The organism is Rhodococcus sp. NJ-530 (assembly GCF_003860625.1).
GTDB lineage: Bacteria > Actinomycetota > Actinomycetes > Mycobacteriales > Mycobacteriaceae > Rhodococcus_F > Rhodococcus_F qingshengii.
On the sequence record NZ_CP034154.1, the window covers coordinates 19,897 to 34,241 of the forward strand.

The window sequence follows — 14,345 nt, forward strand, 5'->3', positions numbered from 1 at the left end:
AGGAAACACTGCCACACCCGCTGGCCGCGGCGGTAGTACTCCTCGACGTGGCCGTCAGGGAGAACGTGAACAGCCCAATGGACCCGCCGGGTCGATGAAGGCCGCCGCCGGCAAAGCGAAAGACACTGCAGGCAAAGCGGTCAACCGCTCAGTGGAGACCGCCCTCGCAGCATCGACAGGCGGCACTGCCTCGTTCCTGTATCGGATCATCCCGAAACCGACGGACAGCAAAGCGGAACGACAGAAGAAGACGCAGCGACTGGTTCTGTTCGGTGGAGGCGCCGTCGCGCTGATTTCGATGTGGATGATTCTGACCTTCATCGTCTCCATGTCGTTCCTCGGACTGCTGAGCGGTACCACCGCAGCGATGGGTGCCGCTGGCACAGCGCAGAACGGGTCATGCACCGATTTCTCAGTTCCTCGGGTCACCCAAGGCGGGCCCGGGGGAGCGGCCGGTGTCCTCGGGTTGCCACTCGACGAAAAGAACATGGTCGTCTCGAGTCCGTTCGGATATCGCGAAATCGGGGTCGGCACAAACAGTCACGACGGAGCCGATCTGGCAGCACCGGGTATCGAGGGTGCCCCGATCTACTCGGTCGGTGATGGCGAGGTCCGCGAGGCCGGACCTGCGAGCGGGTACGGAAACTGGATCGTGATCCGCCACAACGTCGGTGGTCAGATCGTCGACTCGCTCTATGGGCATATGTACGACGGGCATGTTTTCGTCAAACCAGGCGATCATGTCACCGCAGGGCAGCACATCGGGGACGTCGGCAGCGCAGGGTGGAGCACAGGCGCTCACCTCCACTTGGGTATGTACCCGGGTGGGTGGATGGCCGGACAAGGTGTCGACCCGATGCCGTGGTTGAAGAAGTTCCAGGACGGCGCCAGCGCGCAACCAAATGCCCCACCCCCGTCCGAATCCCAGCCGTCAACCGGGGCCCCCGATTCGAAAGCTTCGGAAGCTGATCTCGCCGCGATGCGGCCGTACCCCTTGGACGGCGGCGCACAACAGGAACAAACACTCAACACCGAACAACAGGCCAACGTAGCCGCGCTGATCTCGTCGGCACGCGAATCAGGATTGGACCCCGCCGGCCGTGCCGCGGTTATCGCCACAGCGCTCAGTGGCCAATCCACGAATTTCATATCGCAACCTCGCGACGGCAACGAGCCGGTCGGTGTTTTTGCCGAACGCCCGCTTGGCGATTCGAAAATCGACAATCTGATCAATCCGAAGTACGCGGCCAAGCAGTTCTTCGGGAAGTTGAAGACTTACGGCGAAGCCCATCCGGATTGGGCAACTCAACCGATCGCTGACGTGATCATCGGTGTCATGCCCGAGCGGGCAAGTCTGCGTGATCAGTTCGTGTCGTGGGAACAGGCCGCTGTCGACACCGTTGCTGCCCTGTGGACCAGCGCTGACGCACAGTCCGGAGCGACTTCCCGGCTTACCTCGGCCACAACGAACCCAAATTGTGCGTCAGGTGTCGTCAACATGGGGTTGGCACCTGGTCTGGTGCCACCCGAGTACGTCCAGATCATCACCGAAGCCGGATCGATCTGTGCTGATATACCGCCTGCCTTCATCGCGGCGATCATCGAGCAGGAATCCGGATGGAATCCGCTGGTCACCAGCGGTGGGGACGGCGTCAATTCCGGTGGCGCTCAGGGCATGACCCAGTTCATGCCGGACACATGGACGTCAATGGGGAAAGACTCAGGCCTGGATCGGAACGGTAAGAAAGAAGCCCCCAATGCGCCGGACCCATTCAACGCGTACGACTCGATTCTCTCTGCGGGGCACTACCTGTGCTACATCGCAGACCTCTTGAAACCGAAGATCGCCAGCGGTGAGATCCGCGGTGACCTGCTCGACTTGGCAGCCGCTGGATACAACGCGGGTGAGGGCGCAGTTATGCAATACGGGGGAGTGCCCCCCTACGGGCAGACCCAGGCGTATGTACCAAGCGTGCGCGCCAAGTACGAGAAGTACTCGCAAGCTGGTACTGCCCCAACTTCCGAAGTGCAGTTGGTCAACTTCACTGGTGGTTCCCAATTCGGCCGCGGCGTCGTTGAAGCCGCCATGACCCAGATGGGAAAGCCCTATGTGTGGGGTGGTGGCGACCCGAATGGTCCGACAATGGGTATTTCACATCCCGAGAACCCGGGCACGCCAGGGTTCGACTGCTCCGGACTCGTCGAGTTCGCCACCGCACGGGCATCGAACGGCAAAGCGACAGCGACCGGAAACACCTGGGCACAGCTGTCACAAGGAAAGACAATCGACGTCAAGGACATTCAGCCTGGCGACGCTGTGTTTTCCAACGGAACCGGCCACGTCGCGATCTGGGTCGGTGACGGCAAAGTCATCGAGGCGCCCACCTTCGGACAGAGCGTGTCCATCAACAACTTCGACCTGTCGAAAGCAGAAAACATTCGGAGGTACGGATGAGAAACCGACTACGCGTCGCTTCGGCAGCAGCACTGATCCTGATGTTTCCGATTCTCGGGGGATGCAGCAACGGGAGCACTTCAGATCCAGATGAGACCACAACAACAACAACCGTGGCTGCCACACCCAGCGAGGAGTTGCCCCGGTCGCTGTCGCCTATCGACATCACGACGATCGACGTCCACGATCCCGATGCCGTCGCGGAGGCCGCGATCGCGGCCATGTACACGTATCTGCCTCGGGTGGATCTCAACCAGAATGCCGCCATGCTCCGCGCTGCCCCACTGCTCAACGAGAAGATGGCCGCCGGCGCATACAATTACGACCCACCGACGGGCCCTGGCCGCACCTGGGATCGTTGGGCGGACAGCAATACTCTCGTATCGGCGCAAGCGCAGGTCATACCTCAGCAGAGGCCCCCGGACGACACCTTCGCGTTGCGATATGTGACGGTGCAACAGACCACACGCACTCAATACAGCACGCAGAAACTGGCACCGATCTATCTGGTCGTTTCGCTGGAAAACACTCCCGATGGTTGGAGAGTGGCGCAGACCTTGCAGCGGTGACGGATCGGCGATCAAGCCGTGCCGCACTGGGATTGAGCCTTTCATACCGTGGTGGATGTCAGCTCGCCCCGTGATCGGAAGGATCCACCATGAGCACTCGAACCGCATCCATCCTGCACAACGCTGCGGTCGACCAGGAAGGTCGCCACCTCGGGTTCTTCGGCTACCAGCCGGGGCAGCCAATGGTTGTCGTGTTCAATGCCGAGATCCCCACGGGCATAACGGCTATCCAAGCTCTCGGCTTGTTGTTCGAAAAGATCCTTTTTCCTTTCTGTCCTTCCGATCCTGATCGACGGCGGTCCCGGCGCAACCCCTGGCGGCTTCGCCGGCCTCCGGCTCCGAAAACTTTTTCAAAGACGCTTCGCTGAAAAACTTTGCGGCCCAAGCATTGCGCCGTGCCCTCATACCGCCGATCCGGAGCTCCATGTCAGAACGGAAAAAAATTGTCAGGGGCCACCGAGGGGTCCGGACACCAACGGAAGGTCAAGTCAGTGAACGGTTACGACTTCGAACAAGGCAAAGACCACGACGCCGCGACCATCCACTACGCCGGACTGGCCTGCGGGTGCGGTGACTACTCCTGCCCTCGGATGCATGACAGCGCCGCACGGTGCGTCAACTGGGAGTAACGACGCTTTTCCTGATCACCGAATGTCGAACCAACCGAGAAAGAGGAAAACATGCACAGCACAAACGATTTCATCGTCAACGGAGTCATCACCAACAGCCCCGACGATGCCCGTGCCGAACTGGAACACGAAACCACCATCGAGCGAAAGGCTCTCAAAGTGCACGATCTGCAAACCGTCCTGTACAAGGCTGACAAGTGGGCAGAATCGTTCGACTCCGCACTTTCCCGCTACCACCTCGGTGGAGTGCTGAACTGCGACGAGATCGACGCCACCGCCGAATTGCTTGACGCGCTGGGGAAATCGGAAGAAGCCGAAGGACTGCGCGACCAACACCACGACTGGAGTGGGTGGCTCGGAGACGATCGGTCCGAGCTGGAGAAGGCACGGCACGCTCTCCACGCTCCTCGCAGCGACTAGATCCCCAAGACCTCCCGACACCCCGGAATCACATGTCACCGGGCAGCGACTATCTGCCCGGTGCCGTGAATCCAACCCTGACAACCGACAGAAGAGGAAACCTCATGCACACTCCCTCACTTTTCGACACCGTACGCACACTCGAAATCACCATGAACCAACCCAGGTGGAACACCACCGAACTGGACCCGTTCACCGAAGCGGACTTGGCCCGCATCGCGCAGGAATACGTCGATCACGAAGAGATCCTGTCCGGCATGGACCCCGACGAGGCCCGCAGCTTCTGGAAGCTCGAAGACGGCTATCTGGTCTTCACGGTGGACGCGAACACCATACGCATCGGACACGGTCTTATCGATGCGCAGACCTCGTGGTGGGTGGACCTGCAAACTCAGGTTGCTCCCACGCACGGGCAGCCGACGTACGGGTGGGAGTACCAGTCGCATTTCCCCGGCATATTCACCGCCGACTGGGTGAACTGGCTCTACAACCAATGGCTCGGGTGACCCGCACCGATCACCGACATACCCCCGGAACAGCAAGACACCGGGCAGCGACTATCTGCCCGGTGTCTTGGTTCCGAATCCTAAGAGAGAGAACGCCATGACCGCAATTCACACCGGACCCCGAGTAGTAGACGTCGAAGGTGACGAATTCAACGTCGGAGAGACTTCCAAAGCCGCCGTGGCGTACCGAAAGATCCACGGCCTGCGCTCGCTGTCAGTAGGGGACGTCGTCAAGATCGACGGACAATGGTTTTCATGCGACTCCATGGGCTGGTCGATACTCGACTGATCGTGGCGACTGCTGCGCCTCACGCTTGGAAGACGATGGAACCGTGGGGAGATACGGAACTCGACGGTTTAGCGTGGTCCGCATGAGTATCAGCAGACGCGCGCTTGACCGCACTGGGTCGACGAAAAGCGATCCTGTCGAGTCCGCTGCACGAAGCCTGCGCGGAATCGAGCGGGAACAACAACGATACCGCCGTAACCGCAGCGCAATTCGCGTCTCGGCGATTGTGTTGGGTGTGTGCGGTGCCGCTGCCGTGATCACAGGTTTCGTCGCCGACGCTGAGGTCGGAGCGTGGATTCTGACAGTCGCGGTCCTCGGCGCCGCCGGGTTGAACTACGCGGTGTCTTTGTACGGAGCCGCCGTCATGGTGGCGTCGATGGTCGCAGCGGCAGGCACCACCGTGGCAGTGGGGGTTCATTTCGGGATCGGTGTCGGACAGCTCGTCGCGGTCGGTGCTATCGCGATGGCAACGTGGATCGTCGGCACGTCACGTAGGTTGCGGTTTCCTCGCACACCCTCTGTCGTCGCCGCACAGTGGTGTGTTCCGGTGTGCGTTGCCCTGGCTGGCGTACTCGGACATGCCGCCGCGATCAGTTTGGCTTTGGTTGGTACTGGTGCTGCCGCCGCTCTCAGCATCGACGTGGGGACGGTGATAGCTGCGCGGCGGGCATCGAAGCGATCTGGGATCCCGATGAATCCTGGAAGCAACTTGGCGCGGAATCTGATCGGGTTCGTCGAGCCCCCCTCTATGGATGCGCACAACTTGCAGGCCGGGATCAGCGCAGAGCAACAGACGGCCGCCGAACTCGCCCGTCTCGGCCCGGAATGGACCGTCCTACATTCGCGCTCGCTCCCAGGAACCAACGCTGACGTAGATCACGTGGTAATTGGCCCCCCAGGGGTTCTCGTAGTGGATTCGAAGCACCGCAATGGTGTCCTGACCTACAGCGGCGATGTCGGCCACACTCCGGAGCGCCGGCAGATCGACGAACTGTTCGGCGCAGCAACAGGTGAGCACAGCTGGACTCTGAACGGGCGGGACGCGACGTTCATCGCCGAATCGTCGGTGTTCGAAGCTGCGTGCATCGACGATCTACTGGCGATGCCGCCAGATCGATTGGTTACTCCGACTGTGCTCGCCGTTCATGGCGCGACGATGAACTCTGCCAGCGGGCCGATGGACGTCGCCACCGAAGACGGATTCCAAACGCAAGTGCAGATCGTTGCGGGCCCTCATATCGCAAGTTACCTGCGGTCGTTGCCGACGCTGGGTAGGCCAGCAGAGTTCATCGCGGACTTGGCGGTGGTTGTCGACTATCTGCTGCCGCCCAAGTAAGCCGCGGCTGATCCAACATTCGATGTCGCCCATGTCGCGATTTCGGGTTTGGGGCTGTGCGCAGGTAGCCGTCTGGACAGCAGTTCCAACTGGCGCGCGAGAACTGCGACGCCGACCGCGTAGAACGGCCATGCCACCCACATGCCCCCGTGCTGGTCGCTCCAGCCGAAATAAGTAAGAGCCAGCGGTGCGAGCGCTCCGGCGAGGTACATCAGGGATCGTGCAGCTCCTGAGTTCCAGACGCGTCGGATCAGCCATACGGTCATCGCCAACGCAATGAACCCGAGCACTACCTGCATGGCAGTTCCTTTCCGTTACGCCCCGGGATGGGCTAGCTGACGCTGCCCTTCGGCAACGTCGAAGTTCCGGCGCGGAAGTAGTCACTGATCGCCATTGTGAGATCTGCGGCGGGGCCGCTACTGCTGTCGGGGTCGCCGCCGCCGGAGACGTCCGTGCTGACAAAGTACGCGTCGAGTGCCGGGGCCTGCTGGTTCAACTGACTCGGGGCGATCCGGGCGTACAACAGCCAGTCGTCTCCGACCACTCTCGTCGCGTTGATTTGGTCTTTCGTGCTGCCGGTCGTGGCGTTGACTTTGCGGTATCCGGAGTCGGGTGCTTTACCGACAGTCGTCGACGGGTCGAGGAACGTCTTGCCCGTCGCCGCAATGACCTCTTCCGTGATCAGTCCGGCCTGGTCATAGGCGATGCGGGTAGGACTGCAGGGTGCGGCCGGGTTCAGTACATCGCTGTCGTTACAAGGCCTTTGAATGTCAAGGCCTGCCGGCGCTGGCTCGATCGGTGCAAGCCGCCCGAGGTCGTCAACAGTGGTGGACAGCGGGTTGTCAGCCGCAGGAAGTACTGCGACCGATACCGTGGGCACATTCCACGTCGAGCTTCCGGAGAGACTGAACGTGCAGCTGTTCAAGTTCCCGGGGCCAATCCCCTTGCTGGTCTCGACCTTCAGTGAACTGACGTCGTTGCCTGCCTTCTCGTACTGATATCTGATGATCTCGGTAACCGGGTCGGTGATGTCGCTGCTGCAGGCGTCTTTGCTTGCTGTCGTCGCGAGAGCTGCAAAGTCTGCAAGCGGTGCAGGAAGGCTCGGTGTGCCGGCATTCGACTGACTCGCACCTCCGGCCGACGAGGTTCCACTACCACCGGGGGTTTCTTCGGTGCTTCCACCGCAGGCGGACAGGACCACGGCCGTCACACCGAGGAGTGCGACGGTCAGGGAGGTTCTGGACATGGCCACGGGTGGAGCTCCTTCACTTGGTCGGTAGCAGTTCTAACAGCAAAAGCATCCCGGTGCAGTCGAGAGAGTCCGCGTGTTGGCCAGATCCTCCGGACGGATTTACCCCGGCTTTGGTTGCCAATCTATCCGGGTTGATTTTGCCGGACGTCGATCGGATCGATGCAAGCATGCGTCGAGCGTCACGGCTACGTTCGCTTCTGCGGCGTTTCTGCTCGGTCGCTGTCCGCTTGTTCGCTGTCCGCTTGGGCGCAGTTTCCTCCGCTGTTCGCTTGGTCGCAGTTTCCTCAGTCGCTGGTCCCTTGGTCGCAGTTTGCGTGATGGGTGGCTTCCGGACGGGCCCAATAAAGCCGGCGAACGGTGCGTGAGCGGCGTAGTCGAGCGGATCAGGGAGCGGCTCGTATCCTTCGGACCGGTCTGCGTAGTCGTGAAGGATCTCGTCGATAGGCCGAGGCGCAGCTGGCGTAGTGAAGGAGCCGCCCTCTGCAAGTTCCTGACGCACCGCAATGCGGTCCCCGTTCGACAGTGCCTGCCACGCCCTACCATCTTGAGCTGCTTCGATCACGTGCATGCGTGCGGCGGCAGTATTGGCAGCCTCAGCGCACTTGAAGTGCTCACGGGACCAGTGGTTCCATTCAGCAGGGTTGTCGCCGTTGATGTCCATTCTCACCTTCGCCCTGGCCATGTCGTATCGAGCGTCTCCGAGTTCTCGGTACGCCTCGACTGCCGCGGGGTGAGTTGGCCGGGCCGGCATGGCTGCGACTTGTTCTCGCCGGTACTCGTCCATCAGCCTGCCTTCGATGAGCCTCTTCGACAGCTTTGCCAGTTCTGGATCTTTCGGATCTGCTTCGACACGTCTGTTGATCTCCGATTCCAACTGAGCTCGGACCTCGTCCGTCGAATCGAGCTCGGTTTGCCTCATGATCAGCTCCCGCGCGGAGGACCGGACCTCTGATCCCAGAGCGTCCCGGTCCGCAGCGGATTTGTTCGTAGCAGCCGCATATCTTGCTTGGGCACGGGCAAGCGCGCTACGTTGCGCTGTCACGGCTGCGCCGCGGCACTTGGGGCAGCGGCGGCCCGGCTTGGCCTTACACATGACGCGTAGTCCTTCCGACGAGGTATCCGCATCATTGTTGCCTGGCCGGTTCCGGTGCTCCGAGGTTCGCGGCATGGTGCAGATATGCGAATGGCCCGCTATTGCGGGCCATCACGCCTATCGGAGATGCTCCACATCCATCAGGGGACGCGACGCGAGGGCAACCGTTGAAAGACGCCCGAATAAACGTCCCGGTACCGCACTCGCGATTTTCGGCCTCCCCAAAAGGGGAGGCAGCTTCATGATAGGCATGTAAGTCGTCAATCGACAACGTACCTGGATAAAAACCGACCACATGATGGCAATTTGTTCGCTATTCGAAAAAACTGTCAGGTAGCCAGTCCGCTCCGAACAGCTTCGAAATGGCCCCCAGTGCGCTGGTATCGCCATTCACACTCGTCGATGTCACTACCAATCTGTTGATCATCGTACGGGCCGCATCCTCTTCGACGGTGTCGGCTGAATAGATGACAGACCACGGGCAAACTTGCCCGTCACGGTGTGCTCGACCGATTGTCTGGCGCGCTGCGATCCCGGAATACCGCGGCTGATGAAAGAACCCAATGCTCGGAGTCGCGCTCGCCCGCGTCCCATCCGCAAACATTTCCCGGGCTTGCAGATTAATTGCCGAAGTGGTGTTGAAAACCACGACAGGGTTGCGACCCACCTGGAACGACATCCGCTCAGTCTCGAGATCTCCACCACCAAAGATGCGAGAGACACCCAGCCCTTGTTCCTCGAGGAGATCGGCAACAGGGGCAGCAGCAGTAGTGGTGAGTTCGACAGCCACGAGCACCTGATATCCGCGTTCCACTGTCGCAGCCACCAACTCCGCAGTTTGTGGTGCCCGTAGCAGGCTCGCCTTCTGCCGAAACCGCATCAGCGCGGCGCGACCGCGGGCCGTGTCCTGACCGGTACGAGCAAGTCGCATCTCGGCACGAAACTCTCCCCAATCCTGGTGGTATGACGCCCATTGCGCAGGTGTGAATTCCACAGGGAGCCCGTCAAGGGGAGCGGGCCCCCAAGGTGCATCGCGGTGCAGCAGCACTGGTGGGTTCGTGTTCTCCATCCAGCGGCGGACCCTCGTCACCGCCTGATTCTGTGTCGTCGTGGATTCCTTCGCGTCAGCGGTCCACTGCCACTTACCTTTCTCCCAACCCGGTTCGAGCGGCAAACCCATTTGGGCGAGCCTGGCGCCGAGGTCGGCCCACTGCTGTGGGCGCTCCCCGTGGATCTGAGCGAGCAGCGACGACAGATAGGTGTATTCGCCCGGGTGGTGTCCGGGTGTGGCTGTCACCGACAGTACAAACGGGGCCTGTTGTGGTGGTGAAGAGAGTTTGTTGATCCGCCGCATGTACTGCGTGCGTTGAGTTGTGATGTGTCGAAATTGCTGTGCCTCGTCGTTGATCACGACGGCGAATACATGCTTCGGCTGTCCATTCTTTCCAAGGAGTTTCTTCAGCTGGTCAGGCGACATGATCAACCAGCGAAAGCCGCCATCTCCACCGAATGAAGCGATCGCATCACGCCAGGCACCGATTGTGATCTGCGCCGGTCGGTCCACCGTGATCAAGATCGTGTCGCCGCCGCCGAGATGGCAAATCGCCTTGGCGGCAAGCACTGCCGTACCAGTCTTTCCGCACCCCATATCGTCGCCGAGAAGTATGCCTCGGTAGCCACTCTTGTACGCGGTGGCGATCGCTTTGGCGCCGGAAAGCTGCATGGCCGTAGGGGTCTTCGGGGCGGCCCTCGCGCCTGGCCCTCGCACACCGTTGATTTCATCCTCGATCCACCGCGCGTAGCTGTACGGCTTGGATGCGTAGACCTGCAATATTTCCGGCAGGGTCTCCCCGACATAGGCATGCGCGCGAATTCCCGGGTAGTAGTGAGCGCCGGGAGGTGTCGCTCGGTAGGGAACACCGTCGAGAACCCAGACCCTCTGCCCACGTGCGGCTGAGGGCACTTCCAAACGTTTCGCAGGCGGGGTCTTTCGAGGTTTACTTCGTGCCCGTGTTCGTGGTGGCACGTTCGATCAGCCCCAGGGGTCTTCGGTGGCCACATTTTCCGTCGCCGACGCTGCAGGCGGAGCCGCAGGAGTCATCGCTTCTGCAGGAGCAGGTTTCGGGGGAGTTGAAGGTGCGGGTGCAATCGTCGGCGCAGGTGCCGCTGTCGAATTCTGCTGCGGAACAGCATTCTTCGGAGACGCCGTGTGCTGCGACTGATCGCTACGCGGTGCCGTCGGCTGCGTCCTCATGGGTGGATCCCGCAACTCCAGCAACACGCCTGAACAGCGCAGTACCATCGCGGTATCCCACCGTTTTGCGACGTCGAATAGCGAATCGACTATCGGTCCCGGAGTATCCGCATTGTCAGCGGCTTCGCGCATCGCCCTAGCGAGAGAGCGAAGGTTGTCCGGGTCGGCGGCTACAACCGCACGTGCATCGTTGGGGTCGATCAGCCCGCACAGGTGCCTCTCGGTGTTGTTGGGGCCAGGTGCTACCTGTACTGCGTCTTTGATGTTCAGAGACAGCAGCCACGGCCCGGCGCAGGCACCCTCCGAAACCTCGTTCTCGACCTTTTTCGCCACCGTCGACATGAACAGTCGGCGGCTGTCGTCGGTGTAGCGCACGACCGATGCAGCCATTGTTGAAGCTCCCTACGTTGTCCGCGTGAGCGCGGTGATCACTGGTGTGATTGCCACTGTAGGAAGGCCGGTTCCGGTGTTCGGTGAAACACTGCGCTCGCAACTGCCACCCGTCAGCGGCGTGCCGCACGGCGTCGGGCCTTCATTCGCGGTGCCGCACGGCGGAAGGGCCCTTCGTACCGTCATTGCATCACCAACACGAGATCACAGATTGGAACGATGATGAATGCCCCTACGCCCCTGCAATTGCGTGCCGGCGGTGCCGTACCGCAGCTGAACAATCCACTGACCGCTGTAATCCGAGTCGTGAACCCGCACTACTCACTCGGTGTCGACCACAAGATCATCACCGGAATACTTGCCGACGCAGGCGACACGCTCACCCAGAAAGCGATCTCATCCAGCAACGCTTCCGACAGCTGGCGGGCCAGCATCCTCGACATCTTCGCTGACCTCTACGAACGCGCGAACGCCGCGAATCGAGAACTGCTTGTGTACATCAGTGACCGGCACGTCCGCGACATGCTGATCGAGAGCGCAGCCTCATTCTCACAGGCGGTCTTCGCAACCAACCTCTACGACCAGCTCGGCTCCCGCCTCCGCCTGCTCTATGACGCCGCCGGCCAACTCGACGCTCGTACGGCACGAAATCTGGAAATGCGACGGCCGCTGGTCGTTTACACCGATGGCTCGGTCTCGGCGACCAGATTGGGCTGCGGAATGGGTGTGGCAACCGATACCGAACTGCACGCAACCTACAAGCCCGACGCACCCAACACTCCAATCGTCGCCGAGCTTCTCGCGATCGAGCTGGCTCTGAAAACCTTTGCCCAGAAGCACCTGGTGATTCGAACCGACAGTCGAGATGCGATCGGCCTAATTGGGCTGACGCCAACTGAACTCGACGCTCGCAATCGGTGCGGCGAACTGCACACAGATCGCTACATCTCATCGGTCGTACGACGAATCCACAATGCCTCCGCCGGCAGACAAGTCTCGTTCAAGTGGGTCAAGGGTCACGATGGCGATCGGCTCAACGAGGCTGCGGACCGCGCCGCCAAATGCGTGCGCAGATTCAACTCCTACAGCATCGGAAGTTCCGCCTTGACCCAGGTTCTCGACAACATTCGCCATGACATCGCAGCGTGAAAGGTATGTCGGTTATAGATTCATGACAGTAGACACGCTCGCATTTCAGGAAGTTCCATTGCCTGGCGCCAGCAAGAAGACCTTAGCCCATAGAATTCGACTACCAGTCGGACATAGGCGAGAGCCGTTGTGCCGCAGGTCTAGATTGAACATGAATACTCACAGGGGGTTCGATGACCAGCGATGAAAGTGAATTCAACACAGCACTCAACCGCGGGCGCGTCTATGACTGTGCCGCCCAGTTACGCACCGCCCCGCAGGGAACGCCGATTACCGATGCCACAGGCCGACATTGGATCCGCGGTTTCAACGACCCCACCGAACGCCGGTGGCGTCGCAGAAAAGCACCTCGGCTGATCTGGGTCGGGATCGGCGGCGATCAAGACCGGTGCCCGTCCTCCGAAATCCCTCTACCTGCCCGACATACCACCACCGAGGCCTTCTGGGCACTCGATGGGCTACCCACGACCCTCCTTGAAACCTCTCAGACACCGTTCTCGATCGGCGCGATTGCCGGAGGCTGGGTCGGCGGCACTGTAGACAGTGCGCAGTGGGATCAGGCCAACACCGCTACCCGCGACTACTGGTTGGGGCTCGGGCTGAGCCCGGTTCCAGCCATACCCGTAGCCGGAGGAAGCGTCGGCGGCACTCCCGCTGCCTCACTGTGGGATACGACTCATGCACGCTCCCGTAATGTTTGGGCAGACACCGGGGAATCCAACACCGACAGGTTGGGCATATAACAGCGGAAAACCCGGGACGAGGCCGTCGCCGAAATCGACCGAGGCGACTGGGCATCCGCAAAAGCCGGGTCGCGGTGGTTCATCGAGAACGCGACCGGAGAACAAGACTGGCCCATTCTCACCGAGGGACTGCGCTTCCCGACCAATCTCGCCCCGAGGGAAATCGCAGCGGAGGCGTTGATCAAGCGCTACGGCACCGAAGGTGTCTACGAATGCCTGCGCTACCTCGACAGCGACGACCTCGAGGGAAACGCGTACTGGCACATCCAGTCCGTGTTCGAGGAGCTGTACCTCGTCGAGGACATTCCGATACGCACCATGCTGCTCGAGATCAGTACTGCCGCGAAGTACAACGATCAGAAGGCCCACGCGGACGAACTCTTGGACACGCACAACCTGTCAGCCAACGCGCAGGGCGTCTTGAAGGAAACTACGCAGTGAGCCGCGGAGGGCACCCGTGGGCCCTGGGTACATCGATCTCCGTCTACGTTGCGAGGAACTCCCTTCCTCAGCGCGACGTGTAGCCAGGCCCCGTCAACGAGAGCGACATTCGAATCGCGCTGGGTAACCAGATAGTTGAATGCCGGGCCCCTCGAAACGCGGTAGCGGCACGCAGTTCGCCTCCCAGCGACCGCGTCGTCGATTCGATACGCTGCGAACATGCGGGTTGACGGCATCAGAGATGAGGCTGTAGCAGAGGCATGTGACGCTCTGCTGGAGTCGCTCGACGTGCTGCTCGAACGCCTCGCCAATCGAGTCGAATCCGCGCCGGCGGCCGGCAGCGCCGAATGGAAAAACCAGTGGAGTGCACGAGAGTCCGCAGATGGACGCGAGCGACTCCGACGACACCTTCTGGTCAAAATCGCAATCGCCACCGCAGCACGCGTCGATCCCACCCACGACATCGAAATGGCCCGACAAGCCGGAATCCCAGAGGCCGACATCGCGCGCGCGTCCGGCCGGAAGACGCAGCGACGAGCACCACGCGGAAACGCAGGTCTCACACCCACCCAGACCACTCTCTGGTAGCGCAGATTCGTCGGCGGGGTCGGTGAATGGCCGGGCGAAGCATTGCAGCCTTACCGGGCCTCGCTCTCTACGCATGACCGCACGACTTCGTGCGGGTTCCCGATCGCTTGAGGCGTTAGTCGCACAAATCAGTCAGAGATCTCCGACGAACTGGAGCCATGCCACTGCCGCACGAATCATGGCAGCAAACGATGGGCCGACAAACAACTCCAGATCCAACATCTCAACGTC

The 14,345-nt window shown here is 61.1% G+C and carries 17 protein-coding genes; 12 read left to right on the forward strand and 5 right to left on the reverse strand.

What is annotated here, in order from left to right; translation table 11 throughout:
- Positions 1–94 precede the first annotated feature (94 nt).
- The 8 genes from EHW12_RS30490 (at position 95) to EHW12_RS30520 (ending at position 6,204) form a co-directional block, all read left to right on the forward strand.
- Entirely contained in the window at positions 95–2,455 is a 2,361-nt protein-coding gene (locus EHW12_RS30490) for a peptidoglycan DD-metalloendopeptidase family protein (protein WP_052959785.1), read from the forward strand.
- Positions 2,452–3,024, forward strand: coding sequence for a hypothetical protein (locus EHW12_RS30495; RefSeq protein WP_052959786.1), 573 nt, complete (start codon positions 2,452–2,454; stop codon positions 3,022–3,024). Before EHW12_RS30490 ends, EHW12_RS30495 begins: the two co-directional genes overlap by 4 nt.
- An 89-nt stretch (positions 3,025–3,113) precedes the next feature.
- Positions 3,114–3,392: a hypothetical protein gene (locus EHW12_RS30500; protein ID WP_125053002.1), complete on the forward strand. Its 279-nt coding sequence runs from the start codon at positions 3,114–3,116 to the stop codon at positions 3,390–3,392.
- Between the two features lie 123 nt (positions 3,393–3,515).
- Positions 3,516–3,653 carry a hypothetical protein gene (locus tag EHW12_RS34805; protein ID WP_164490647.1) on the forward strand — a complete coding sequence of 46 codons (138 nt, stop codon included), beginning with the start codon at positions 3,516–3,518 and terminating at the stop codon, positions 3,651–3,653.
- Between the two features lie 51 nt (positions 3,654–3,704).
- Complete coding sequence (locus tag EHW12_RS30505; protein ID WP_058228326.1) at positions 3,705–4,073, forward strand: hypothetical protein; 369 nt, start codon at positions 3,705–3,707, stop codon at positions 4,071–4,073.
- A 104-nt stretch (positions 4,074–4,177) separates the two neighbouring features.
- Positions 4,178–4,579, forward strand: a complete 402-nt coding sequence (locus tag EHW12_RS30510) for a hypothetical protein (RefSeq protein ID WP_230691584.1) — start codon at positions 4,178–4,180, stop codon at positions 4,577–4,579.
- A 97-nt stretch (positions 4,580–4,676) separates the two neighbouring features.
- Positions 4,677–4,868 carry a hypothetical protein gene (locus tag EHW12_RS30515; protein ID WP_125053004.1) on the forward strand — a complete coding sequence of 64 codons (192 nt, stop codon included), beginning with the start codon at positions 4,677–4,679 and terminating at the stop codon, positions 4,866–4,868.
- A gap of 82 nt (positions 4,869–4,950) precedes the next feature.
- Positions 4,951–6,204 (forward strand): nuclease-related domain-containing protein, encoded by a 1,254-nt coding sequence (locus tag EHW12_RS30520; RefSeq protein WP_047269216.1) that lies wholly within the window; start codon positions 4,951–4,953, stop codon positions 6,202–6,204.
- Here EHW12_RS30520 and EHW12_RS30525 read toward each other — a convergent pair.
- The 5 genes from EHW12_RS30525 to EHW12_RS34810 all read right to left on the reverse strand — a co-directional run bounded on the left by EHW12_RS30525 (position 6,183) and on the right by EHW12_RS34810 (position 11,193).
- On the reverse strand, positions 6,183–6,503 hold the full coding sequence (locus EHW12_RS30525; protein ID WP_047269217.1) for a hypothetical protein: 321 nt from the start codon (positions 6,501–6,503) through the stop codon (positions 6,183–6,185). The genes EHW12_RS30520 and EHW12_RS30525 overlap by 22 nt on opposite strands.
- Positions 6,504–6,535: 32 nt before the next feature.
- A complete protein-coding gene (locus EHW12_RS30530; RefSeq protein ID WP_196305122.1) occupies positions 6,536–7,456 on the reverse strand; it encodes a hypothetical protein in 921 nt (306 codons plus the stop codon).
- 13 nt (positions 7,457–7,469) lie between these two features.
- Complete coding sequence (locus EHW12_RS30535) at positions 7,470–8,375, reverse strand: hypothetical protein (protein WP_047269219.1); 906 nt, start codon at positions 8,373–8,375, stop codon at positions 7,470–7,472.
- 487 nt (positions 8,376–8,862) lie between these two features.
- Positions 8,863–10,512 carry a DEAD/DEAH box helicase family protein gene (locus tag EHW12_RS30540; protein WP_241199207.1) on the reverse strand — a complete coding sequence of 550 codons (1,650 nt, stop codon included), beginning with the start codon at positions 10,510–10,512 and terminating at the stop codon, positions 8,863–8,865.
- A 69-nt stretch (positions 10,513–10,581) separates the two neighbouring features.
- Positions 10,582–11,193 (reverse strand): hypothetical protein, encoded by a 612-nt coding sequence (locus EHW12_RS34810; protein ID WP_047269221.1) that lies wholly within the window; start codon positions 11,191–11,193, stop codon positions 10,582–10,584.
- A gap of 219 nt (positions 11,194–11,412) precedes the next feature.
- On the opposite strand from EHW12_RS34810, the gene EHW12_RS30550 reads away from it, so the two are divergent.
- The 4 genes from EHW12_RS30550 (at position 11,413) to EHW12_RS30565 (ending at position 14,114) form a co-directional block, all read left to right on the forward strand.
- On the forward strand, positions 11,413–12,342 hold the full coding sequence (locus tag EHW12_RS30550) for a ribonuclease H family protein (RefSeq protein WP_047269222.1): 930 nt from the start codon (positions 11,413–11,415) through the stop codon (positions 12,340–12,342).
- A 173-nt stretch (positions 12,343–12,515) separates the two neighbouring features.
- Positions 12,516–13,085, forward strand: coding sequence for a hypothetical protein (locus EHW12_RS30555; RefSeq protein ID WP_047269223.1), 570 nt, complete (start codon positions 12,516–12,518; stop codon positions 13,083–13,085).
- A gap of 177 nt (positions 13,086–13,262) precedes the next feature.
- The gene (locus EHW12_RS30560) at positions 13,263–13,526 is read left to right on the forward strand and encodes a hypothetical protein (protein ID WP_047269224.1); all 264 of its coding nucleotides are present in this window, start codon (positions 13,263–13,265) and stop codon (positions 13,524–13,526) included.
- 219 nt (positions 13,527–13,745) lie between these two features.
- Positions 13,746–14,114 carry a hypothetical protein gene (locus EHW12_RS30565; protein ID WP_047269225.1) on the forward strand — a complete coding sequence of 123 codons (369 nt, stop codon included), beginning with the start codon at positions 13,746–13,748 and terminating at the stop codon, positions 14,112–14,114.
- Positions 14,115–14,345 lie beyond the last annotated feature (231 nt).